Annotated in this window: 15 protein-coding genes; 4 read left to right on the top strand and 11 right to left on the bottom strand. The window is 64.5% G+C overall.

The genetic code is table 11. The features are described 5' to 3' along the window. The first annotated feature begins 87 nt into the window (after nt 1-87). Entirely contained in the window at nt 88-2,796 is a 2,709-nt protein-coding gene (gene acnA, locus DUGA2_RS08070) for an aconitate hydratase AcnA (RefSeq protein WP_070268560.1), read from the top strand. Nucleotides 2,797-2,940: 144 nt separating this feature from the next. Further along, the gene (locus DUGA2_RS08065; protein ID WP_070268558.1) at nt 2,941-4,209 is read left to right on the top strand and encodes a DUF2863 family protein; all 1,269 of its coding nucleotides are present in this window, start codon (nt 2,941-2,943) and stop codon (nt 4,207-4,209) included. Nucleotides 4,210-4,237: 28 nt separating this feature from the next. Here the strand turns inward: DUGA2_RS08065 and DUGA2_RS08060 are convergent, their stop codons facing one another. From DUGA2_RS08060 to DUGA2_RS08050, 3 genes are read right to left on the bottom strand one after another with little or no spacing between them, the layout of a single operon-like run. Next, a complete protein-coding gene (locus DUGA2_RS08060; RefSeq protein ID WP_070268556.1) occupies nt 4,238-4,702 on the bottom strand; it encodes a CYTH domain-containing protein in 465 nt (154 codons plus the stop codon). Between the two features lies 1 nt (nt 4,703). Beyond that, on the bottom strand, nt 4,704-5,828 hold the full coding sequence (locus DUGA2_RS08055) for a M14-type cytosolic carboxypeptidase (RefSeq protein ID WP_070268554.1): 1,125 nt from the start codon (nt 5,826-5,828) through the stop codon (nt 4,704-4,706). A gap of 32 nt (nt 5,829-5,860) precedes the next feature. Next, the gene (locus DUGA2_RS08050; RefSeq protein ID WP_070268552.1) at nt 5,861-7,354 is read right to left on the bottom strand and encodes an acetyl-CoA hydrolase/transferase family protein; all 1,494 of its coding nucleotides are present in this window, start codon (nt 7,352-7,354) and stop codon (nt 5,861-5,863) included. Nucleotides 7,355-7,441: 87 nt separating this feature from the next. Here DUGA2_RS08050 and DUGA2_RS08045 point away from each other — a divergent pair, with 87 nt between their 5' ends. Next, the gene (locus DUGA2_RS08045; protein ID WP_070268551.1) at nt 7,442-8,326 is read left to right on the top strand and encodes a LysR family transcriptional regulator; all 885 of its coding nucleotides are present in this window, start codon (nt 7,442-7,444) and stop codon (nt 8,324-8,326) included. On the opposite strand, the gene DUGA2_RS08040 is transcribed toward DUGA2_RS08045, so the two are convergent. From DUGA2_RS08040 to cphA (DUGA2_RS08005), 8 genes are all read right to left on the bottom strand, one after another. Beyond that, nucleotides 8,323-9,393 carry a patatin-like phospholipase family protein gene (locus DUGA2_RS08040; RefSeq protein WP_070268549.1) on the bottom strand — a complete coding sequence of 357 codons (1,071 nt, stop codon included), beginning with the start codon at nt 9,391-9,393 and terminating at the stop codon, nt 8,323-8,325. The two genes, DUGA2_RS08045 and DUGA2_RS08040, sit on opposite strands and share 4 nt — an antisense overlap. Nucleotides 9,394-9,511: 118 nt before the next feature. Next, nucleotides 9,512-10,972: a catalase gene (locus tag DUGA2_RS08035; protein WP_070268547.1), complete on the bottom strand. Its 1,461-nt coding sequence runs from the start codon at nt 10,970-10,972 to the stop codon at nt 9,512-9,514. A gap of 192 nt (nt 10,973-11,164) precedes the next feature. Beyond that, nucleotides 11,165-13,210: a DUF2235 domain-containing protein gene (locus DUGA2_RS08030; RefSeq protein WP_083296254.1), complete on the bottom strand. Its 2,046-nt coding sequence runs from the start codon at nt 13,208-13,210 to the stop codon at nt 11,165-11,167. Next, nucleotides 13,207-13,857, bottom strand: coding sequence for a DUF3304 domain-containing protein (locus DUGA2_RS32560; protein ID WP_071658885.1), 651 nt, complete (start codon nt 13,855-13,857; stop codon nt 13,207-13,209). The genes DUGA2_RS08030 and DUGA2_RS32560 overlap by 4 nt, the downstream gene beginning before the upstream one ends. A gap of 23 nt (nt 13,858-13,880) precedes the next feature. Further along, on the bottom strand, nt 13,881-14,741 hold the full coding sequence (locus DUGA2_RS08020) for a DUF4123 domain-containing protein (RefSeq protein ID WP_070268544.1): 861 nt from the start codon (nt 14,739-14,741) through the stop codon (nt 13,881-13,883). A 7-nt stretch (nt 14,742-14,748) separates the two neighbouring features. Next, nucleotides 14,749-17,616, bottom strand: coding sequence for a type VI secretion system Vgr family protein (locus tag DUGA2_RS08015; RefSeq protein WP_070268543.1), 2,868 nt, complete (start codon nt 17,614-17,616; stop codon nt 14,749-14,751). 152 nt (nt 17,617-17,768) lie between these two features. Continuing rightward, complete coding sequence (gene cphA / locus DUGA2_RS08010) at nt 17,769-20,339, bottom strand: cyanophycin synthetase (protein ID WP_070268542.1); 2,571 nt, start codon at nt 20,337-20,339, stop codon at nt 17,769-17,771. A gap of 27 nt (nt 20,340-20,366) precedes the next feature. Further along, nucleotides 20,367-22,544 carry a cyanophycin synthetase gene (gene cphA / locus DUGA2_RS08005; protein ID WP_070268540.1) on the bottom strand — a complete coding sequence of 726 codons (2,178 nt, stop codon included), beginning with the start codon at nt 22,542-22,544 and terminating at the stop codon, nt 20,367-20,369. Nucleotides 22,545-22,805: 261 nt separating this feature from the next. Between cphA (DUGA2_RS08005) and DUGA2_RS08000 the strand changes: the two genes are divergently transcribed. Further along, nucleotides 22,806-25,079: an ABC transporter ATP-binding protein gene (locus tag DUGA2_RS08000; RefSeq protein ID WP_083296252.1), complete on the top strand. Its 2,274-nt coding sequence runs from the start codon at nt 22,806-22,808 to the stop codon at nt 25,077-25,079.

Genomic DNA, 25,079 nt, shown 5'->3' with positions numbered 1-25,079 from the left:
AAATAAGTTCCAAAGGGGCGCGCCGGCACGGGCGCCAGCAACACGGTTTTAACTTCAATAATAGACGATACCCACGAAGGAGAGGTCATGTCCCGCAACACTCTGAACACGCTTAAGGATTTCAACATTTCCGGCAAAAAGGGCAAGTTCTACTCCCTGCCAGCCCTGGAAAAGAGCCTGGGCGCCAAAATCTCCCGCCTGCCGGTATCGATCCGTGTTGTGCTGGAATCCGTCCTGCGTAACTGCGACGGCAAGAAAGTCACCGAAGAACACGTCAAGCAGCTGGCCAACTGGGGCGCGACCGCCGACCGTACCGACGAGATCCCGTTCGTGGTCGCCCGCGTCGTGCTGCAGGACTTCACCGGCGTGCCGCTGCTGGCCGACCTGGCCGCGATGCGCAACGTCGCCTACAAGATGGGCATCAACGCCAAGAAAATCGAACCGCTGGTGCCAGTGGACCTGGTGGTCGACCACTCCGTCACCATCGACCACTTCCGCGAAAAAGGCGCGCTGGACCTGAACATGAAGCTGGAATTCTCGCGCAACAACGAGCGCTACCAGTTCATGAAATGGGGCATGCAAGCCTTCGACACCTTCGGCGTCGTGCCTCCGGGCTTCGGCATCGTCCACCAGGTCAACCTGGAATACCTGGCGCGCGGCGTGCACAAGACCGCTGACGGCGTGTACTACCCGGACACCCTGGTCGGCACCGACTCGCACACCACCATGATCAACGGCATCGGCGTGGTCGGCTGGGGCGTGGGCGGCATCGAGGCGGAAGCCGGCATGCTGGGCCAGCCAGTCTACTTCCTGACCCCGGACGTGATCGGCGTGAACCTGACCGGCGTGCTGCGCGAAGGCTGCACCGCGACCGACCTGGTGCTGACCATCACCGAACTGCTGCGCAAAGAAAAAGTCGTCGGCAAGTTCGTCGAATTCTTCGGCGAAGGCACCGAGACGCTGTCGCTGACCGACCGCGCCACCATCGCCAACATGGCGCCTGAATACGGCGCGACCATGGGCTTCTTCCCGGTGGACGACGCCACCGTCGAATACTTCGAAGGCACCGGCCGCACCAAGGACGAAATCGCAGCATTCGCCGCCTACTTCAAGGCCCAGGGCCTGTACGGCGTGCCGAAAGCCGGCGACATCGACTACACCCGCGTGGTGGAACTGAACCTGACCTCCGTGACTCCGTCGCTGGCCGGTCCTAAGCGTCCACAGGACCGTATCGAAATCGGCAACGTGAAGAACAACTTCACCGAACTGTTCTCGAAACCGACCACCGACAACGGCTTCAACAAAAAAACCGAAGACCTGAACAAGACCTACACCACCACCAACGGCGTGAACGTGAAAAACGGCGACGTGCTGATCGCTGCGATCACCTCGTGCACCAACACCTCGAACCCGAGCGTGCTGCTGGCCGCCGGCCTGCTGGCGAAGAAAGCCGTCGAAGCCGGCCTGACCGTCGCTCCGCACATCAAGACCTCGCTGGCCCCTGGCTCGCGCGTCGTCACCGAGTACCTGACCGCCGCCGGCCTGCTGCCATACCTGGAGCAACTGGGCTTCGGCGTGACCGCCTACGGTTGCACCACCTGCATCGGCAACGCCGGCGACCTGACCCCGGAACTGAACGCCGCCATCAGCAGCAACGACATCGTCGCTTCGGCTGTGCTGTCGGGCAACCGCAACTTCGAAGCGCGGATCCACCCGAACATCCGCTCGAACTTCCTGGCATCGCCACCGCTGGTCGTGGCCTACGCCATCGCCGGCAACATGACCGTCGACCTGATGACCCAGCCAGTTGGCAAGGGCAAGGACGGCAAGGACGTGTACCTGGGCGACATCTGGCCGACCTCGAAAGAGATCGCCAAGCTGATGAAGTTCGCGATGAACTCGAAAGTGTTCAAGTCGAACTACGCCGACGTCAAGGGCAACCCGGGCAAGCTGTGGGAACACGTGTCGTCGACCGAAGGCAACGTCTACAACTGGCCGGCATCGACCTACATCGCCGAGCCGCCATTCTTCGACGGCTTCGAGATGACCCCGAAAGCGGCCGCCACCGGCATCACCGGCGCGCGCGCACTGGGCGTGTTCGGCGATTCGATCACCACCGACCACATCTCCCCTGCCGGCTCCATCAAGGAAGACGGCCCGGCGGGCAAATGGCTGCTGGCCAACGGCGTGATGAAGGCGGACTTCAACTCCTACGGCTCGCGTCGCGGCAACCACGAGATCATGATGCGCGGCACCTTCGCCAACGTGCGCATCAAGAACAAGATGATCCCTGCCAAGGCGGACGGTTCGGCGGTTGAAGGCGGCATCACGATTCACCAGCCTAGCGGCGAACAGCTGTCGATCTACGACGCAGCGATGAAGTATGTTGCCGAAGGCACGCCGACCATGGTGTTCGGCGGCGAAGAGTACGGCACCGGCTCGTCGCGCGACTGGGCAGCCAAGGGCACCCAGCTGCTGGGCGTGAAAGCCGTGATCGTGCGTTCGTTCGAACGTATCCACCGCTCCAACCTGGTCGGCATGGGCGTGCTGCCGCTGCAATTCATCGGCAACGACAGCGTCGAATCGCTGGGCATCACCGGCAAGGAAGTCTACGACCTGAAGGGTCTGGAAGGCGAGATCAAGCCACAGCAACTGGCTACCCTGGTCATCCACCGCGAAGGCAAGCCGGCACAGGAAGTGAAAGTGCTGCTGCGTATCGACACCCCGATCGAAGTCGACTACTACAAGCATGGCGGCATCCTGCCGTTCGTGCTGCGTCAGCTGCTGGCCGCGTAAAAAGTTAGTTGTTTCACAGAGAACGCCGGCTAGTCCGGCGTTTTTTTATGCACGTTTGCCGAATCAACTACAATACGGTTCATAAGGGTTATCATCTGCATGACTGATCCGCTTTATCCACTTTTATGAGACTCTTATTGCGCTATGCGTCGTCCAAATAAAGATTCATCCCATAAGTTGTCTGCCGAGAGCCAACGCCTCGTCACCTATGCCCTCGCAGTCGGGCAGGCGGCCAGCCGTATCGAAGAACGCTCCTGGGAACACAGCCTCGATGCGCAGCTCCACAAACTCCTCAAGACCGGCCACCAGGACACCATCGATTCCACCTTGAACAGCCTGTTCAAGGAAGACCTGAACGCGTACGACGTGTTGATGGATGGCGTGGAGGCGGTCAGCGAGTCGAGCTCCATCACCGTCGAAACCGACGGCGTCGCCAAGCAGTACGACGTGCTGCTGGTGGCCGCGCCCATCCTGGCGTGGACCCGCTTCGCCATCGCCTCGGGCGCGATCCCGGCCGATATCCTGACCACGCTGTCGGCGCACTTCTCGGCCCACCTGCTGGCCGACGGCACGCACATGGCGATGTCGCCGACGCTGTTCTCGATCGACCAGCTGCCGCGCAGCCATGTCGAAACCTACGCCAAGGTGCACAAGCTGGCCCAGGCCGCGCTCAAGGGCACGGTGCTGAAGGCCGACACCAAGGTGCCGGAGACGGCGCCCTTCCTGGCCGACACGCGCTACCTGCTGGTGGCCGTGGTGGCGCCGGCGGGCGGCCCGCTGTTCCGCTGGCAGATGCCGGCCAACCAGGCCAACTTCGTCACCGAACGCACCAACGCGCTGGAACAGTGGCGCGCGCAGGTCACGCCGACCATCAACCGCCTGCTGCCTGGCTGCGGCGTCGAGCTGCTGCTGCCGGAGGCTTACTACATGGCCTGCCGCGAGGCGGACAAGCTGATCCGTCCGGTGTCGATCCGCGCCGCCGTGCACTACCTGACGCACACGCTGGCGATCGAGCCGTCGGAACTGCGCGCGGTGATCGCCGGCTTCGGCGAGGAAAGCGCCGACGGCCAGATCGACGAGTACCGCGTGGCCTTCACCCAGCGCTCGACGCCGGACGTGATCTACGGCGTGGTGTGGCCGCTGTACGGGCAGGAAGACGAGGAAGGCACGCCGCCTGAAGGTCCGCTGCAAGGCGGCCCGGGCGGCATCCTGCAGAAGCCGATTACGCCGGTGGAAGAGATCGTCAGCCACCTGAACGACGCCGGCGTCACGCAGATCAAGAAGCACAGCGAGCGCTTCGTGGCGGAGTTCTGCGACGACTGCGGCGCGCCGCTGTTTGCCGACCCGGTGGGCGAACTGGCGCACGCGGAAATGCCCGAGGATGCGCCTACCGGCACCGAGCACTTCCACTAACAAAAAAGCCCCATCCGGGGCTTTTTTTTCACCAGGCTGAATAGGGATGCTTGATCAGGCTGGAGTTCAGGTAGCGCAGGTCGTCGGTGACTTCCTCCCCTACCCACTCCGGCTTGTCGAACGCCTGGTCTTCCGAGCCCAGTTCGATCTCGGCCACGACCAGCCCGGCGTTCGCGCCGAGGAACTCATCGACTTCCCACACATTGCCGGTGTAATCGATACGGCGGCGGTACTTCTCGATCAGCGGCTGTTCGCACAGCCGGTCCAGCAGTTCCACCGCATCGGCCATCGGGATCGGATATTCCCACTCGCCGCGCGTGGCGCCGACGTTGCGGCCCTTGATCGTCATCACCGCCCGGTCGCCCTCGATGCGCACGCGCACCACGCGATCCTTGTGCGACGACAGATAGCCCTGGCGAAAAAACACCGGCTCGCCAAGGCTCTTCCACGCATCGCCGCGCAAGAGGAACTTGCGCTCGATTTCAACGCCCATCTCAGGCGTCCAGCGACAGCAGGATAGGTTGCAGCATGGCCGCGCCCAGCGCCGCGCTGCGGGCGCCGTTCCAGCCCACGTGCGGGTCCGGCAGGTCGGCGTTGTCCTTGAACGGCATCTCCAGCGTCAGCGCCAGGCAGCCGAAGTGGTGGCCGACGTATTTCGACGCCAGGGTCAGCATGTCTTCCTTGTACTTGCTGGCGGCGTAGCCGTACTTGTCCTGGAAGTCCGGGCTGGCGTTCTTGTAGCGGTCGATGAAGGCCTGCTGCTTGACGCGGCGCTCTTCGCTGAAGTTCTCCAGCATCTCGTTGCCGGCCACGAAGTTGTACGGCAGCGCTTCGTCGCCGTGGATGTCGAAGAACATGTCGATGCCGGTTTCGTGCATCTTCTGCTTCACGTACAGCACTTCCGGGCTGCGCTCGACGGATGGCGTCATCCACTCGCGATTCAGGTTGGCGCCCGAGGCGTTGGTGCGCAGGTTTCCGCGCACCGAGCCGTCCGGGTTCATGTTCGGCACGATGTAGAACACGCAGCGCTGCAGCAGCTTGCGGGCGATAGGATTGGCGTCGTCCAGCAGCGAATCGATCAGGCCTTCGACGAACCATTCGGCCATCGACTCGCCCGGGTGCTGGCGCGCGATGATCCAGATTTTCTTTTCCGCTTCCGGCTGGCCGATGACGACCAGGTTCATGTCGCGGCCGTCGATGGTGTTGCCCAGGTCGTGCACGCGGGCCAGCGGATGCTCGGCCACTTCGCCCAGCAGGCGCAGGTGGCGCTCGAACGAATACGGCTCGAAGTAGGCGTAGTAAACGCTGTCTGTCTCCGGCGTGTGCTTGATCGTCATGACTTCGCCGTCGAAGGCCGTCGGCACGCGGAACCAGGTTTCGGTGTCGTAGCTGGCGACGGCCTGGTAGTCCTCATAGCCCTTGGCGTAGGTGGCCTGGCCGGCGTTCAGGAAGCGCATGCGCACCTGCTGGCCGCGCGCGCCCTGCAGGCGGAAGTGGAACCACTGGTGGATGTCGGCGTGCGAGTCCTTGCGCAGATTCAGTTCGATCTCCGCCGCGCTGTCCGCGCGCAGCACCTCGATGGCGCCGGAGTCGAAGTTTTGGCTGATTTTGATGGTCATGTTGATCCAATATTAAGTGAATACCGATGACGCTATTTTACCAGCATGCTCCCTTCCCGCTTGTAGCGGGCATGCCAGGACAAGGCCAGCTCCAGATCGTGCGGGGTCTGGCCGCCGCCTTTCAGCGCCTCGGCGAAGTAGGCGCGCAGCTGCGGGCGGTAGTCGGGGTGGGCGCAATGCTCGATGATCAGCGGCGCGCGCTCGCGCGGCGCCAGGCCGCGCAGGTCGGCCAGGCCCCATTCCGTCACCAGCACATCGACGTCATGCTCGGTGTGGTCGACGTGGGCGGCGAACGGCACCACGCTCGATATCGCGCCGTCCTTGGCCACCGATTTGCTGACGAACAGCGACAGCTGGCCGTTGCGGGCGAAGTCGCCCGAGCCGCCGATGCCGTTCATCATGTGCGTGCCGCCGACGTGGGTGGAGTTGACGTTGCCGTAGATGTCGAACTCCAGCGCCGTGTTCAGCGCGATGATGCCCAGCCGCCGCACCACCTCGGGATGGTTGCTGATCTCCTGCGGGCGCAGCACGATGCGCTCGCGGTACTGCTCGATGTCGCGGACGAACTTTTCATGCACGGCCGCCGACAGCGTGATCGACGACGCCGACGCCATCGACAGCTGGCCGGAATCGAGCAGTTCGATGGCGCTGTCCTGCAGCACTTCCGAGTACATGGTCAGGTTGCGGAACGGCGAATCGATCAGGCCATGCAGCACGGCGTTGGCGATGGTGCCTATGCCGGCCTGCAGCGGCCGCAGCTCCGGCCCCATGCGCCCCGCCTTCACCTCGCCTTCGAGGAAGGCGATCACGTGGCGGGCGATGGCGTCCGTTTCGGCGTCGGGCGGCAGCGCGTTCGACGGGCTGTCCGGACTGTCGGTGATGACGATGGCGGCGATGCGGTCGGGATGCACCGGGATCGAGGTCCAGCCCATGCGCTGCCACGGCGCCAGCAGGGGAATCGCACCACGGTGCGGGCGCGCGCCGGGCACGTAGATGTCATGGAAGCCTTCCAGCGCCAGCGGCGCGCTGAGATTGATCTCGACGATCACCTTGTCCGCCTGCTGGACGAAGTTGGCCGAGTTCCCGACCGACATGGTGGGAATGATGCCGCCGTCGGGCGTGATCGCCACCGCTTCGATGACGGCGATGTCGACCCGTTTCAGGTCGCCGGAGCGCAGCTGCTCGGCCGTCTCCGACAGGTGCTGGTCGATGAACATTACCTCGCCGGCGTTGATCTTGCGGCGCAGCGCGGCGTCGGCCTGGAAGGGCATGCGGCGCGCGACCACGCCGGCGCCGGCCATCAGGCCATCGCTGTCGTTGCCCAGCGAGGCGCCGGTCAGCAGCGTCAGGTTCAGCGGCTCGCGGCGGGAGCGCTCCACCAGCGCCAACGGCAGCGCCTTGGCGTCGCCGGCGCGGGTGAAGCCGCTCATGCCGACGGTCATGCCGGTCTTGAACAGCTGCGCGGCCTGCGCGGCGCTCATAATCTTTTCCATCAGCGCCGGGCGGCGGATACGGTCTTCATGCATGGCGATCTCCTCATTCCTTGATTCAGTATAGAATTCGAAGATCAGTCGCTGTATGACTTAAATTCCTGATATCCAGTCGTTTTCCTCATGGACCTGCGATCGCTGCGCTACTTCGTCGAAACCGTCCGCCTGAACAGCTTCACGCAGGCGGCGGAGTCGCTGCACGTCACCCAGTCGACCATCAGCAAGATGGTGCGGCAGCTGGAGCAGGAAGTCGGCACGCAGTTGCTGCTGCGCGAAGGCCGCACGCTGACGCTGACCGATACCGGCAGCGTGGTCTACCAGCGCGGCGAGCAGATGCTGGCCGCCATGCAGCAGCTGACGGTGGAAGTGCGCGACACGCAGGAAGCCCGGCGCGGCCAGCTGACCATCGGCATACCGCCTATGATCAACCTGCTGTTCACGCCCGTGCTCAAGGCCTTCCGCCAGCGCCACCCGGACATCGCGCTGACCCTGCGCGAGGATGCCGGCCAGGCGCTCGAACGCCAGGTGGCGACGGGGGAACTGGAAATCGGCATGACGGTGCTGCCGGCCGACCCGCAGCTGGCGTTGCAGACCGCCCCCATCGCCAGCTATCCGATCTGGGCGCTGGCCGCGCGCGGCACCTTCCAGAAGCACCGCACCACGCTCAAGCTGAAGGCCCTGGCGGGCATGCCGCTGGTGCTGCTGAAAGATGATTTCGCGCTGACCCGCAGCCTGCGCCACGCCTTCAGCGCGGCCGGCTTCGAACCGCAGATCGCCGCGCAGAGCGGCCAGTGGGATTGGCTGGTGGCGATGGCCTCGGCCGGCATGGGTGTGGCGCTGCTGCCGGAACCGTTCGTGCACCGGCTGGCGATAGGCCACCGCCTCGATGCGGTACGGCTGGTGGAACCGGAACTGCAATGGCAGGCCGGGCATGTGTGGCGCGGCGGCTATCTGTCGCACGCCGCCCGCGCATGGCTGGCTGTGTGCGAGGACGTGCTGCCCGACTAAAGCGCCGGCAGTTCGTGGATGGCGATGCCTTCGATGGGATCGATCTCGCGGTCCCACGGCCGCATCGCGATGAAGCGCTTGGTGTCTTCATAGCCCGCGTGCCAGCGGGCGCGGATGCCGGCGGCGCTGAAATCGATGTCCTTGGTGTGGTCCTCGTTGCCGACACGCGGCGCCTTCAGCGACAGCACGTGCATGGTGGTGCCGCAGCCCCATGCGGCCAGCTCGCGCACTTCCGGCGACATCGCCGCTTCGTCCGACAGGTGCAGCGTCAACTGGCGGATCACATGGCGCAGCCGGTGCAGCTTGCGCTGCTGCTCGATGTTGCTGGCGCGGCTGGCGTATTGGATTTCCTTGTACTTATCCAGCACCTGCAACATGCTTTGCGGTTCGCTGCCGTCGGGGTTCCACACCTGCACCGAGAAGATCACAGAGCTGCGGCGCGGTTCATCATCGAGCACCGCCTCGATCGGCGTGTTGGAGTAGATGCCGCCGTCCCAGTAAGGCTGGCCGTCGATGCGCACGGCGGGAAAGGCTGGCGGCAGCGCGCCGGAGGCCATCACGTGGGAAGCGTTCAGCGCTTCCTTGCGGCTGTCGAAGTAGCGCATGTCGCCATTGCGGGCGTTGACCGCGCCCACCGTCAGGCGCGTGTGGCGGTCGTTGATGTAGTCGAAATCGACCAGCGTATCGAGCGTGGTGCGCAGCGGCGTGGTCTGGTAGAAGGACGCGTGTTCGACGCCGACGCGCGCATCGGGATTCCACCATGAAGAGAGATTGGGTTCGAAGAAGGCCGGTATGCCCTGCCCCACCGTGACGGCGTTGGCCAGCGCGCGCGGCATGGCGGAAAAGCCCAGCGCGTTCTGCTCCATGCGGTGCCAGAACTGGCGCAGCCGGTCCATGCGGTAGCGCGGCTCGTTGCCGGCGATGATGGCGCCGTTGATGGCGCCGATGGAAGTGCCGATCACCCAGTCCGGCTCGACGCCGGCTTCGTGCATGGCCTGGTAGACGCCCACCTGGTAGGCGCCCAACGCGCCGCCGCCTTGCAGCGCCAGCACGACTTGTCCCGGCATCGAAGGCGACGCGAGTGGAGCGGGTTTGCGATTCAAGTGTTACCTCCGAAAGGATACGGACTACGCTGCACTGCACCATCCGATTGTAGTGCAATTGCGCGTAGTCCGCAGCTTCTGTTTAGGCCACCACTCCGCGCGCGGCCAGCGCGGCGCGCACGCCGGCGCCGTAGGCCGGGTCGGCCTTGTCGAAGTGGCCCAGCTGGCGCGCGATGATCTCGGCGCTCACCTGGCTCAACGGACCGGCGATGTTGTCGAACAGGTTCTGCTGCTCCTGCGCCGGCATCAGGCGGAACAGATTACCGGCTTGCGTGTAATCGTCTTCCTGGCCGCGGCCGTCGTAGCGGGCCGCGCCGCCTTGCAGCGCCAGCGCCGGCTCGCCGTGGCCGAGGCCTTGCGGATTGCTGCCGGCGGCTTCGGTGGCCGCGTAGTTCTGCGCCGCGCCGCCGTTGGCGATGGCCATCGCGCCGTCGCGCTGCTGGTTGTGGAAGGGGCAGCGCGGCGCGTTCACCGGCAGATGCTGGTGGTTGGTGCCGACGCGGTACAGCTGGGCGTCGTGGTAGGCGAACAGGCGCGCCTGCAGCATCTTGTCCGGCGAGTAGCCCATGCCCGGCACCACGTTCGATGGCGACAGCGCGGCCTGCTCCACTTCGGCGTGGTAGTTGAGCGGATTGCGGTTCAGCTCGAACACGCCGACCGGGATCAGCGGGAAGTCCTTGTGCGGCCAGACCTTGGTCAGGTCGAACGGATTCCAGCCGGTGCGCGCTTCCCACGCGGCCAGTTCGGCCTCCGTCGCCACTTGCAGCTTGACGTCCCACTGCGGGAAGTCGCCGGCCGCGATGGCGCCGAACAGGTCGCGCTGCGCGTAGTCCGGATCGGTGCCGGCAATCCGGGTGGCTACGGCGGAGGGCAGGTTCTTGATGCCTTGCTTGGTCTTCAAGTGCCATTTGACGTAGACGCGCTCGCCGGCGTCGTTGATCAGGCTGAAGGTGTGGCTGCCGAAACCGTCCATGTGGCGGTAGCCGTCCGGCGTGCCGCGGTCGGAGAACAGCATCGTTACCTGGTGCAGGCTTTCCGGGGTCTTGCTCCAGAAGTCGAACATCATCGTCGGCGATTTCAGGTTGGTCTGCGGGTCGCGCTTCTGGGTGTGGATGAAGTCGGGGAACTTGATGCCGTCCTTGATGAAGAACATCGGCGTGTTGTTGCCGACCAGGTCCCAGTTGCCTTCCTCGGTGTAGAAGCGCATGGCGAAGCCGCGTGGATCGCGTTCGGTGTCGGCGCTGCCCTTCTCGCCGCCGACGGTGGAGAAGCGCACGAAGGTGTCGGTCTTCTTGCCGATCGCGGAGAACAGCTTGGCCTTGGTGTACTTGGTGATGTCGTGGGTGACGGTGAAGGTGCCGTAGGCGCCCGAACCCTTGGCGTGGACCACGCGCTCGGGAATGCGCTCGCGGTTGAAGTGCTGGAGTTTCTCGATCAGGTGGAAGTCTTGCAGCAGCAGCGGGCCGCGCGGGCCGGCGCTGGCGGAGTTCTGGTTGTCGGCGACCGGGATGCCCGAGGCGGTGGTGATCGGTGGCTGGCTCATTGCTATGACTCCTTGAAAATTGATAGTGAAATCATTCTAAGGAGCCCAAGCACAAACACAAAGTCAATTAATTTTATTGAATCAATAGCCTCGCGCTATCACCAAGATTTCACTTGCCGAGCTTGGCATCCCGCAAGGCGCTGGTGCGGTAGCCTATCTCTTCCCGGTAGCTCTGTTGGACAGGCTGAGCCCTTATGCGTGTTGGGCGGCGACGTCCGCATCGACCCTGGCAGCAGGAGAATTGCTGGTCGCCGGCGTGACCTGCGCGTACACGGCGCCTTCAGGTTTGAATCGATCGTCGCCCATGTAGATTTTTCGATAGCGTAAGAATCCTCCGCTCAAGCCGACGCCCTCGCGGCCTTTAGAAACGAAGCCAGCCGCCGCACAGGCTTGTGCGGTCTTGCGATAGGGCTTGTATTTAGTGACCGCGTCAAACTCGGCCTTGGTCAACGGCTCCGGCTTGGGCCCCACCGGATTGCGCTGCCACTCCAGGACTTTCTCTTCGTGCATAGCCAACTGCTCCATTCCTTCCAGCACATCCTCCGAGTTCGTGCCGAACGGTTTGAACCAGGCGCGCGAATCGTGCACATAGTTGTCGAACAAATCCGTGATGGCGGCCGGCGGCGCGGGCTGATCCCAGTAGGTTTCGATGGTCGCCCACTCGGGGTAGCTGAATGGCGTTTGCGTCTGGCTGTCGGTGGTCATGCCGCGCTTCCAGGCGCGCCAATAATCGAACTTCTCCACTTCCTCGGCCAGTTCCTTGTCGGCGGCGAGGATGTCCTCGCGGTCGCAGCTGTCGCTGTCGATCACGCTCTGCAAGGCCTTCATATTGCCGATCATTTTCTTGCGCCACTGGATGTACAGTTGGTGCTGCTTGGCCATGATCTCGTGCAGCGGCTGGGGCTTGTTGTCTTTGGCAGCTCCCGCGCTGGCAGTCACGAAAGCGTTGAAAGTCTCGATCAGCTTAGGGCTGACGCGGAACCCGCGCTTGACCGTTTCCGGCGCGTCTTCCAGCTTCAACGGCACGCCGGCCAAGCGTGCGGCGCGGTACATCATCGACAGGGAGACACGCGACAGCATATCCTCTCCTTGCGGCTCCTTGCCACGGCCCTGCTCTTTGGGGAAATAGCCGCCACCCACATCCGAGTGCACGCCCGGCATCACGATCTCGGTGCAGTTCGCCGGAGACGTGTTCTCGCTCATGATGGAGTCGAGCGGGAACGAACGGCGAATCTCGTGTGCCGACACCAGATGCAGGCATGTGGTGGGAGGTACCTCGGGCACCTTCAACGAATCCGTGGCGTCCGCCCAACCGTAGTGGCCGTGGGCGCCGAACACCGGTGCGGACGATGCAAGGCCGACCGAGGCGACCGTGTCGAACAGTCCCATGAAATCGAACGTGACCGGGATAGAACCCAGCGTCGGCCCTGGCTTTTTCGTCAGCTTGGCGTCGAGCCTGCATAGCCAAAGAAACCAGTTGGCGAACACGCGCGCTTCCGCCGCGCCGCGCGAGAAGCCGAAGATCGAATAGTAGAGATGCTCGACCACTCCCTTGTCCTTCTTCTGGCCTTCGCCGATCGGCAGATAGACCGCGAGTTTTTTATGCAGCTCACTCAGGGTCTTGGTGAAAGCGGCCGTCAATTTATCCACCTCGCCGCGACTGAAATTAAACCAGCCGCCTTTGGTGGCGCCGAAGCTGGGGAGGTCCAGGGAATTGTATTCTGCTAAAAATGTGCTTGCGCTGACCAGCTCACCACCAAGGTAATATTTGTGAACGTTGTTGATGGCAGCCACCAGCGCCCAGATAATCCGGTTCTGTCCGCGTTTGGCAAAAGCAAGTCCATCCTTCTTCATATCGCCTTCGCCGGTATCGGCAACCGGCTCAAACTTCGTCCCGACGCCCGCGACGTAGGTGCGGAAGTAATGAGGATAACTTGCCTTGGCCTGCGGCCACGGCTCCACTCCTTCACTGCCCGGAAAGGCCAAGTACAACCTTGCTACGTTACTTTGATTGAAAGTAGGCAGATCCCTTTGTAAATTGTTATTTGTCCCATCAAAAAAGAAAGCAAACGCCAGGTTAACAGAGCAGGCTGGCGGGTTTACCCCGATCTCAGGACACTCTCGCTGTTCGGTAAACTTGTCAATGATTTTCAATTCTTTTGCGCGATCAAAAAAATCGTTAACATTGGCCGGATCGCTAGCGCTCGGCGCAACAGGCCCACATAGCTTCGCGCTCATGGTCTTTGCTCCTCCATTCGTTGAATTCTTTTTCTTGTATTTTCAATCGCCTCTTTCAATTCTTCAATTTCCTGAGCAGTCATTCTTCCCGTGTCGTACTTCAACCCGGCCTCCATTGCGGCCAGCATGCCCTTTTGATTATCTAGCCGGTCGTTTTTAAGCTTTAACGCATATGACTCTGACTGAACAGGACGGCCCTTCACTCGTCCCGGCCACTCTGGCCGGGACGGATCGAAATGCGAGACGACCGCCTCGGCACGGCCATCCTCGTGCATGGCGAGCCAAATCTCGCCGGCAATGCCTTCTGGATAAGGCGGTATATCGACCAATTGCTCATGCCATGTCGGGTCGGGATAGAGGTTGTACTTCACAATCACTTGCAAGCCCGGATGCCATTCCGCTGGAATGGAGTAACAACAAATTGTTCCGCCCGTGCTGTAGGGATTCAACGCGTCGCCACCACCGCCATTTTTCTTATCCTTCGGATCGATCACCATCAGCACGACCTCCTTGCCGGAGTAATTGATCGAGCGAACGGCAACACCCAGATTTTTTGGTGGCGCAGGTTGTGCATGCGCGCAGCCTGCAAGCAGCGTGGACACTCCTGCGAACAGGAGAACAAGTCGGAAGGTGGTTTTCAGATTCATGATTTTGTATTCGATTCCATCAGCTATGACAGCAACGTGCGGGTTTCATCCAATGTGCGGGGGCTCGAGCCGTGCTCTAATAAAGCCAGATACCGTTGGTCTTTCAGCAGTTCGGGCCGTTCAATACCAAATTCGCACAGCGCAAAGCGATCCTGATTGCCTTCGATCTGGACTCGGTCCGCCACCTGCAACCACTGCCGGATCATCGCATGCGCATCATGGGCCGTGTACGCTGCCAGCGGTTTGCTGATGTACTGCGCGAACTGGAAGGCGATACTGTCGGCTTCGGACGCGGCCATCAGCGCCGCCACCTGCTGCGCCGACAACTGCACTTTGGCCGCAGGTGGCGCTGCCTGATCCAACGGGATCGGTGCAGGCAGCGGCAGTTCCTGCCAGCCGGCATCACGGCCCGTATAACGCCACTGCAGCGTCGGGCCAAGGAGCTGACTGCGCTGCTGCGGCGTTAGCGCGTCCACCAATGCAGGCAGGGTACGCGTGTCGGCGAACGACAGCGCCAGCGTGTACCCATCGGCATCGACCACGCACCACGGGATCAACCGCGCCGCCAATTGCTCGATCGATTCCGGCGTGACGATGATGCTGAGCGCCGGCTTGCTGTCGGTGAGCTCGATCAACGCATCCCACTGCTTGCGATGCTCGCTGCTGTACTGCACCAGTATCGGCGACAGACCCAACGTTTCCTCGTCGGCGGCTGGGGCCGTGGCGTACAGCGACAGATAGCGGAAGCCTTCCGCCCTCTTCAGTTTTGGATAAAACAATTCGTTGTGGACGCCGTCCACCAATGCATAGACATTTTCTTCGCAGTCTTGCAGGCTGGCGTGCAGCGCGTCTTTCCAGCCGGCGGGATGACGATTGATCAGCATGGCGTCCTCAACCTTCCACCAGCGAAAACGGCGAGCCAGACTTGGCGGCGTTGCGCTTGCATTTCTTGCAGATCGAACGCGGCAGCGGCGGCAGCGCATAGCCTAGCTTATCCGGCCCGGCAAAGTTCTTGGTCCCGGCACGGATGGTAATCTTGCCCGGACACTGCACCGTGATATTGCCGCCGTCGATGGTGATGTTGGCCCCGCCCGCCGTCGACAAGGTGATGCTCTTGGCCGCAGCCCAGTCCACGAAAGCGCTGGCGCTGACCATGTTGATGTCGTCGCGCGCCTGCACCTTCAATATGTCGGCCTGCGCCTGGATGTCGACGGCGCCCTTGGCCGCGATCAGCTGCACGCCGACGCCCTGCTCGCCAGCCTTGACCGCGCCGCCCAGCACGCCGATGGCCTGGCCGCTGTGCAGGCGGAGCTGGCCGCCGGAGCTGTACTGGCTGTCGCCGCCGCTCATCAGCGTCAGCGTTTCGCCGTTGGCCAATTGCAGGCCCTGCCCGGCCGTCACGCCCAGGCCGTTCCTGGCGGAGATGGCGATGATGGCCGAACTGCTGTGCGGCAGCTTGCCGTCGCCGGGGCTGCTGTCCTTGCCCGCCGCGTCGGCCTGCGCCGCATCCAGGCTGGCGTCGCCGACCATGCCGGACACCGCCTCCAGCATCGCCTTCAGCGGCGCCGACTTCCCATCGAGTACGCTGGCATCGGCCTTGCCGCCGCCGAGGTGGCCGGCGTAGGCCACGGTTTCATGCGTCTTGGCCGCGTCGCTGAAGGTCTCGCCAAGCTTGACGGCCTGCTTCATCAGCGCGATGCCGGCCGTGTTGTCGCCCATCGCTTCGCGCTCGCCGGCGTTGTGGCCGACCTGGTAGCTCGTGACCAGCAGGCCCGCGCCGCCGCGCACCACGCCATAGGCATCGGTGCGCAGTTCGGCGCCCTGCCCGCGCAGGCTGCCGCGATAGTTGTCGGCGCTGTGGATCAGGTGGCCCAGCGTCAGCTCGCTGGCGGCGTGCGTGGAGCGCAGCTGCACGCGTCCCTGCGCGTCGGTGTCGTCGAACAGCAGCTGGTTGTAGCCCGCGCCGCCGAACTCCTTGCTGCGCATGCCCCACTGGGCCGCGCCGTTGCGGTGGCCGGCGCTGTCGCCCGAGGCGCCGTGCCATGGCGGGCTGTTGCCGCCGGCCAGATTGCCCTGGGCCGATACGCCGTGGTCGTGCGCCGGATCGAACACGCCGGCGCTGTCCGCGCCGGGTTCGCCGCCGGGCGTGTGCGGCACGCCGCCCTCGCCCCGGCCGTTGTACAGTGCGCCGATGATGATGGGGCGGTCGATGTCGTTCTCGATAAACTGCACCAGCACTTCCTGGCCTATGCGCGGCAGGAACTGGCTGCCCATGCCGCCGCCGGCCGAGCGCTGCGCCACCCGCACCCAGCAGGTGGCGTTGGCGTCGTCCTGCCAGTGGTAGCGGATGCGCACGCGGCCGAGCGCATCGCAATACAGTTCGTCGGCGCCGCTGGGCTGGTCGCCGCCGTCGGCGCCGACCACGATGGCGCTCTGGCTGCCGCGCGCGGTCGGTTTGGCGTGGTGGCGCGCGCAGCGGCCGTCGGCGTCAACCATGGGCCGCCATGGCAGCTCGGCCGGCAGCGCTTCGAAGCAGTTGGCGTAGCCGCTGTCGCGCGCCTGCTGCAACGCCAGCGCGAACTCGTCCGGCAACTGCGCAGCGCGTTCGACTGCGACTTCCTCCAGCAATTCGGGAATCGGGCCGAACAGCTCGGCCAAGCCTTGCCGCGCCGGCGCCGGCAAGTTGTTGATGCCGACGCTGAACACGCGCAGCACCACGTAGGACGGGCTGTCGCCGCCTGCCAGCGGGCCTTGCGTCAGCGTGAAGCGGGTGCCGGCGCGCAGCGTGCGCACGGTCGAGCGGGCCTGCCACAGGCGGCCGTCCGCTTCGTGCGCCTGCATCTGCAGGCCGGCGTAGCGCTCCGCCTGCGCGGCGTCGGTGTAGAAATACTGGCCTGGGTGGTCGTAGCTTTCGACCATGGGCGCCTTGGCGCCGCCGGCCGGCAAGCGGGTCGGCGCGCTGGCGGCGGTCGATTTCTTGGCTTTGTAGTCGTAGCTGAGCACCGATACCAGGCTGGCGTGCAGGCGGCGGTTGGCGCGCAGCGACTGGATCGTGTCCTGGCTTTCGCCGACGCGCGCGGCGTGGTAGCGCAGGCCGCCGGCGGCCGCGCTGCTGGCGTCCTCCGGCACGGCGCTGTGCTGCGTGCTGTCGGCGAACAGCACCATGCATGCGCCGTCCGGCGTGTCCTCGAAGCGCCAGCCCAGACCTTCCTCGGTCAGCAGGCGCAGCATGAAGTCGTGATCGGATTCGCGGTACTGGCAGCAGTAGCTGCGCGGCGTCACCTGTTCCATGAAGGCGGCGACGTCGCCGCTCCAGCGCCACAGCGCGTCCGGCGCGTAGCCGCCCAGGACCGCGTCGACGATGTCGACGACGCTGCTGTCCTGCCATACGCGGCTGTTGCGCACGTGCCGCAGGCGCGACAGCCATGGCGTCAGGCGCAGGCGGTAGCGCGCCAGGCCGCCTTCGCTGCCCAGCATGCCCGCCTGGCTGACATGGCCGCTGAAGCGCGCGCGGCTGCCGTCGGCCAGGCTCACTTCCAGCACGGCGCGCTTGCCCAGCAGGCTCGCCAGGTCGAGGTGCGCGCTGGGCGAGAGCGCGATGATGTCCCGCTCGCCCACGCCCTGCAAGGGGTCGTCGGCAAAGAAGGCTTCCACCATCAGGTCGTCGGGGTTGGCGCCGTCCACGGTCAGCGCGTAGAGGCGGCGTTCGCTTGAGAAGCCCGCCAGCGACGCGCGCAGCTGCTCCGGCACTTCGGTCATTTGCATGCTCAATCGGTATAAATAGAATTGCTGATTTAGCATTATCCCATTGACCGCAGGAATCACGCGCCCGATTGCAATGTCACGAAATATCACCGGCGTTGGGACGAAAAAAAACCGGCCAACAGGCCGGTTTTCAGGCAAATCCGGGGTCAGGCTTCGGCGATGCGCTTGGCGATGTGGGCCAGCGCCTCTTCCACCTGGTCGACCAGGATCAGGCACAGATCGCCCTCTTTCAGGCGGCCCAGGGCGGTGTCGATGGCGAGGAACTCGCCGTAGATCTCCTGGATGTGCGAGGTGCGCGGGGCGCCGTTCAGGCCCGAACGCAGCAAGGCCACCACTTCGCCGTCGGTGCGGCCGCGCTGGCACTGGTCTTCGTACAGGATCACGTCGTCGAAGGCGCGGCCGAGGATTTCGGTCTGCTGTGTGATGTCCTGGTCGCGACGGTCGCCGGCGCCGCTGATGACCACCGAGCGGCGCTTGGCCGGCATGGTCTCCACCGCCTGCACCAGCGCCAGGATGGCGTCCGGATTGTGGCCGTAGTCGGCGATCAGCGTCGCGCCCTTGTAGTCGAACACGTTGAAGCGGCCCGGCGCATTGTCGGAATCGTTGGCGAAGGTTTTCAGGCCGAGGCGGATCGCGTCCCAGCTGATGCCCACGCCCCACGCGGCGGCCACCGAGGCCATCACGTTCTCGACCTGGAAGCCGATGGCGCCGTTGCGGGTGATCGGCACTTCCGACAGCGCAATGCGGTGGATGTCCTTGCCTTCGGCGGCGACCACATGGCCGTCTTCCACGTACACGGTGCGGCAGCCCTGCGCCAGGTGGGTGGCGATCACCGGATGGCCACGCTCGGCGCCGAAGAAGATCACCTTGCCACGGCAGGTCGCAGCCATGCCGGCGACGATAGGATCGACCGCGTTCAGCACGGCGAAGCCGCTCTCGGAGACGTTCTGCACGATCACGCGCTTCAGCACGGCCAGGTCTTCCACCGTGGTGATGTAGTTCAGGCCAAGGTGGTCGCCGCTGCCGATGTTGGTGACGACGGCAACCTGGCAGCGGTCGAAGGCCAGGCCTTCGCGCAGCACGCCGCCGCGCGCCGTTTCGAACACGGCGGCATCGACGTCCGGATGCAGCAGCACGTTGCGGGCGCTGCGCGGACCGCTGCAATCGCCGCTGTCGACTTGCCGGCCTTCGATGTAGACGCCGTCGGTGTTGGTCATGCCGGTGCGCAGGCCGCTGGCGGTGAGCAGGTGGGCGATCAGGCGCACGGTGGTGGTCTTGCCGTTGGTGCCGGTGACGGCGACCACGGGAATGCGGCCGTTCTCGCCCGGCGCGAACATGGTGTTGACGATGGCCTCACCCACCGCGCGGCCCTTGCCGAACGATGGCGCGATGTGCATGCGCAGGCCCGGGGCGGCGTTGACTTCCACCACGCCGCCGCGCTGGTTCTCGATCGGTTGCAGCACGCCGTCGCAGACCACGTCGACGCCGCAGATATCGAGGCCGATCATCTGCGCCGCTTCGACAGCGCGTGCGGCCACCTCAGGATGCACGTCGTCGGTGACGTCGGTGGCGGTGCCGCCGGTCGACAGGTTGGCGTTGTTGCGCAGAATGACGCGCTGGCCCTTGGCCGGAATCGAATCGGCCTCCAGGTCTTGCAGCGCCAGGCGCGCCAGGGCGATGTCGTCGAAGCGGATCTTGGTCAGCGAGGTCGAATGGCCGCTGCCACGACGCGGATCGGAATTGACGATGCTGACCAGCTCGCGCACGGTGTGCACGCCATCACCCACCACTTGCGGCGGATCGCGGCGCGCGGCGGCCACCAGCTTGTTGCCGATGACGAGCAGGCGGTAATCGTGGCCCGGCAGATAGCGCTCGACCATGATGTTGTCGCGGAATTCCTTGGCGGTGTTGAAGGCCTTCTCCAGGTGCTCCTTCGACATCACGTTGACCGTGACGCCCTTGCCCTGGTTGCCGTCCTTCGGCTTGACCACCACCGGCAGGCCGATTTCCTGCGCCGCGGCCCAGGCGTCTTCCACGTCTTCGACCGAACGGCCGATAGGCACCGGCACGCCGGCCGCGTGCAGCAGCTTCTTGGTCAGTTCCTTGTCCTGCGCGATCGATTCGCCGATGGCGCTGGTGCTGTCCATTTCGGCGGCCTGGATGCGGCGCTGGCGCGAGCCCCAGCCGAACATCACCATGCTGCCTTCGGTCAGGCGGCGGATCGGGATGTCGCGCGCGATGGCGGCGCTGACGATGGCGCCGGTGCTCGGGCCCAGGCGCACGTCTTCATCGAGGTCGCGCAGTTCGTTCAAGGCGCCGGTCAGGTCGAACGGGGTGTCGGCCAGGGCGGCGTTGATCAGATTGTGCGCCAGCGTCATCGCCAGGCGGCCGACGGCTTCCTCGGTGTACTCGACCACGGTTTGATAAATGCCGTCTTCCAGCGTGGCCGTGGTGCGGCTGAAGGTGACGGGGCAGCCGGCCTGCGCTTGCAGGCTCAGTGCCGCCACTTCCAGCACGCGCGCCAGCGGCACGGCGTCGGTGTGGCCGCTGGTGTGCAGGGCGCCGATGGCGGGGAAGCGTGCGTGCAGGCGCTGCTCGAAGCCGGGCAGCGTGGCGATCGACTGCTCCTCGGGCGGGCACGATACGATCACTTCCACCGCCGTGTGGTGGCTCCAAAGATTCGGGCCGCGAAGGGCGCGGGTGCGGATGACTTCCATAAATCTGCTTGTTCTTTCAGTGATGTATCAGTGATGAGTTCGCTTTGGGTTCGCATCGAAGGTGCGCAGGCCGGCGCCGATCAGCTCCGGCGTCAGGCCCAGCGCCCAGCCGGCGGCGATCGCTGCCAGCACGGCTTCCGGCGGCACCAGCGGCGACAGCGGCAGGCTGGCGGCATCGTCGTAGCCCTGGGCCAGCACGATGCGGCTCATGTCCTTGTCCGCACGCTGGAACACCACGCGCTTGCCGTCCTGGCGATGCTGGGCGATGGCGGCCAGGTGCTCGTCGACGCCGTAGAAGATCACTTCGCCGTCGCACAGGTCGGCCATGTCGACCACTTGCGCGTCGGCGGCGTTGAGCACCGCCACGCCGCTCGGCAGGATCACGTCGACCTGGGTGCGCAGCACGCCGTACAGCTTGTCGAGGCTGGCGATGTGGAACTCGGCCACGTCCTCGAAATCGCTGACGTCCGTCACCACGCCGACCGCGCACTTGTCGTAGGCCAGGCCTTCGGTCAGGATCATGCGGGCGCTGGCTTCGAACACGCCGGCTTCGACGTTTTTATTCAGCAGCAGCCGCTCGCCGCTTTCCCAGTCGGTGAAGCCGTCGCGCGGCAGCAGGCGGCCGTTGACGAACAGGCCGTCGGCGCAGCTCAGGCCGACCTTCTTGCCGCTGATTTGCAGCAGCCAGGCGATCAGGCGCGAGGCCATGGTGGCGCCGTGCTTGCCGGTGATGCCGACGATGGGCATGCGGCCGCTTTCATCCTGCGCGAACAGGTGGTCGACGATGGCTTCGCCGACGTTGCGCGGCTCGCCGCTGGCCGGCTTCAGGTGGGCCAGCAGGCCCGGGCTGGCGTTGACTTCGATGATGGCGCCGCCCTGCTCTTCCAATGGGCGCGAGATGTCGGCGGCCACCACGTCGATGCCGGCGATGTCCAGGCCGACCACGCGCGCGGCCAGCGTGGCCATCGCGGCCACCTGCGGGTGCACCTTGTCGGTGACGTCGAAGGCGACGTTGCCGTTCGGCTGGATCAGCACTTTCTGGCCGTCCTGCGGCACCGAGTAGGCGGTCATGCCCTGGCGCTCCAGCTCCAGGATGATCTCGGCGCCATGTTCAGGCGCCAGCGCGTTCAGCGGCGAGTCTTCCGTGGTGCCGCGGCGCGGATCGGTGTTGATCTGGTCGTCGACCAGCTCGATGATGTTGGATTTGCCGTTGCCAGTGACCCACAGCGATTCGCCGGCGGCGGCCGCGATCAGGCGCTTGCCCACCACCAGCAGGCGGTGTTCGTTGCCGGCGATGAAGCGCTCGACGATCACGCTCTTGCTGTCGCCCTTGCGCGCAGCCAGCGCGTAAGCGGCGGTGACGTCGGCTTCGGTCATCAGGTTGAGCGAGACGCCGCGGCCATGGTTGCCGTCGTACGGCTTGACCACGACCGGCACGCCGATGTCCTGCGCCGCTTCCCAGGCCGCTTCGGCGCTGGTGACGAGCTCGCCTTCGGGCACGGGCACGCCGCAGGAGGCCAGCAGCGACTTGGTCAAGTCCTTGTCGCTGGCGATGCCTTCGGCGATGGCGCTGGTGTGTTCGGTTTCGGCGGTCCAGATGCGGCGCTGGCGGGCGCCATGGCCCAGCTGCACCAGGTTGCCGTCGGTCAGGCGGATCGACGGGATCTTGCGCACGGTGGCGGCGTCGACGATGTTGGCGGTGCTCGGGCCCAGGCATACGGACTCGACCAGGTCGGTCAGGTCGATGACGGTGGCGGCCAGGTCGTAGGGACGGTCTTCGATCATCGCCATCAGCAGGTCGCGGCCGGCGGCCAGGGCGGCGCGGCCGACCTGTTCCTGGCGGGTGCGGAAGGCCATCTTGTACAGGCCGGTGTTCTCGCCGATCTGGCGCGTCTTGCCGAAGCCGGTTTTCATGCCGGCCAGGTTTTGCAGTTCCAGCACCACGTGTTCGAGGATGTGGCCGGCATAAGTGCCGTCGCGCAGGCGCTCCAGGAAGCCGCCGTGCTCGCCCACGCCGCAGCGGTGGATGATCAAACCGGGCAGGATGGCGGTCAGGCGCTCATACAAGCCAGGCAACAAATTCGAGGGGAAATTCTCCAGCTCGCCAATGTCCAGCCATGCCTCGATCACCGGGCGATAGGTCCAGATATTGGGTCCGCGCAAATGGGTGACGCGGAGAACTTCTATGTCTTTCTTCTTGGTCATGTTTCTATTCTTGTATCTTTGTTATCAGCCGTGGCCAGCCCGCGCCGTATTTTAACCTCTGTACCACCGCTGGCCGCCAAATTGCATTTGGCCCACCCTGCGCGTGCGTTATACTTGCCGCCAACAAAACACTGATTTTTCTTGATTTCTGTCAAGGATGTATCACCTGACAGAATACCGTAAATACAGCGCTTTTATCAGCCACAACACCTACTAGTTCCACCTTTGTTCCACCTTTTCGCCACTGGAGTACGCTGCACGATGACAACAGAACAACTTTCCTCCGACTCCAGCCAGAGCGAGCTTCCCGAGCGCTGGCGTTCCGAGATACAGGCACAACTTTCCCAAGGGGAAAACGTTGCAAGTGCCTTGGAGGTTGACTTGGATGAACAACTTCGTTTTTCCAAGGGGATAATTCTGGTCACGGACCAGCGCGTACTGGCGCGCGCACCGGGCCGCAGCGACTGGCAAAGCTGGGCGTTCGCCAAGGATCTGGCGCTCAAGCACCACGACCACGCCGGCGTCGGCCACCTGGAGCTGGTCAACCACGGCGGCCGCCTGGGCGCCTGGCGCTTCACGCTGGGCCAGAACCTGCACGCGATCCGCCTGGTCGAGCAATTCGACGCCCACCGCGACAGCCACGCGCTGGGCGTGCCGGTGGTGCGCGAGGAAAAAAGCGTGTGCCCGAGCTGCAAGGCGCCGCTGGAGCCGGACCAGGAGGAGTGTCCGATCTGCACCAAGGTGGTCTACACGCCGCCGTCGACCTGGACGCTGTTCCGCCTGTGGCGCTTCGCCGGGCCTTACAAGCTGCAGCTGGGCTTCGGCTTCGCGCTGATGCTGCTGTCGACCGGCGCGCACATGATCCCGCCCTACCTGACCATCCCGCTGATGGACAAGGTGCTGATCCCCTACCAGAACGGCCAGCCGGTCGACACCTCGCTGGTGGCGCTGTACATGTCGGGCCTGGTGGCGTCGGCGGTGCTGGCGTGGGTGCTGGGCTGGGGCAAGACCTATGTGCTGGCGCTGGTGTCGGAGCGCATCGGCGCCGACCTGCGCACCGAGACTTATGACCACCTGCTGCGGTTGTCGCTGGAATACTTCGGCGGCAAGCGCACCGGCGATTTGATGTCGCGCATCGGCAGCGAGAGCGACCGCATTTGCGTGTTCCTGTCGCTGCACTTGCTGGACTTCGCGTCGGACTGCCTGATGATCATCATGACCGGCGTGATCCTGTTCTCCATCGATCCGTGGCTGGCCTTGTTCACGCTGCTGCCGCTGCCGTTCATCGCGTGGCTGATCCACGTGGTGCGCGACCGCCTGCGCACCGGCTTCGAGAAGATCGACCGCGTGTGGGGAGAAGTGACCAACGTGCTGGCCGACACCATCCCCGGCATCCGCGTGGTGAAGGCGTTCGCGCAGGAGTCGCGTGAAGCGTCGCGCTTCCGCACCGCCAACAAGCACAATCTGGCCGTCAACGACAAGCTCAATAAAATCTGGTCGCTGTTCTCGCCTACCGTGTCCTTCCTGACGGAGCTGGGACTGCTGGTGATCTGGGTGTTCGGTATTTACCAGGTGTCCAAGGGCCATATCACGGTCGGTGTGCTGTCGGCCTTCATCGCCTACTCCAGCCGCTTCTACGGCCGCCTGGATTCGATGAGCCGCATCGTCTCGGTGACGCAGAAATCCGCGTCAGCCGCCAAGCGCATCTTCGACATTCTCGACCACGTGTCGTCGGTGCCCGAACCCTCGAATCCGGTCAGGCTGTCCAAGGTGGAAGGCAACATCACCTTGCGCGAAGTGGGCTTCCGCTACGGGAACCGCGCCGTCAACCGCGGCATCTCCATCGACATCAAGGCCGGCGAGATGATCGGCCTGGTGGGCCATTCGGGCTCGGGCAAGTCGACGCTGGTCAACCTGATCTGCCGCTTCTACGATGTGTCGGAAGGCGCGATCATGCTCGACGGCGTGGACATCCGCTCGTTCGCGGTGTCGGACTACCGCCGCAATATCGGCCTGGTGTTGCAGGAGCCGTTCCTGTTCTTCGGCACCATCGCCGAGAACCTGGCCTACGGCAAGCCGGAAGCGACGCGCGCCGAGATCATCGCCGCCGCGCGCGCCGCGCATGCGCACGAGTTCATCCTGCGTCTGCCGCAGGGTTACGATTCGATGGTGGGCGAGCGCGGTCAAGGCCTGTCCGGCGGCGAGCGTCAGCGCATCTCGATTGCGCGCGCGCTGCTGATCGATCCGAAGATCCTGATCCTCGACGAGGCCACGTCCTCGGTCGACTCGGAGACGGAGAAGGAAATCCAGCGCGCGCTGGAGAACCTGGTGCAAGGCCGCACCACGATCGCCATCGCGCACCGCCTGTCCACGCTGCAGAAGGCGGACCGCCTGGTGGTGCTGGATCGCGGCGTGGTGGTGGAAGAAGGCGCACACGACGACTTGATGTCGCGCGAAGGCGCCTACTACCGCCTGTATCAGGCGCAAGCCCGCAACGTCGATACGGATCTCGACGACAGCGCCAGCAAAGAATAA

Source organism: Duganella sp. HH101 (assembly GCF_001758795.1).
Taxonomy (GTDB): Bacteria; Pseudomonadota; Gammaproteobacteria; order Burkholderiales; family Burkholderiaceae_D; genus Rugamonas; species Rugamonas rivuli.
This window is presented reverse-complemented; position numbering and strand designations above follow the sequence as displayed.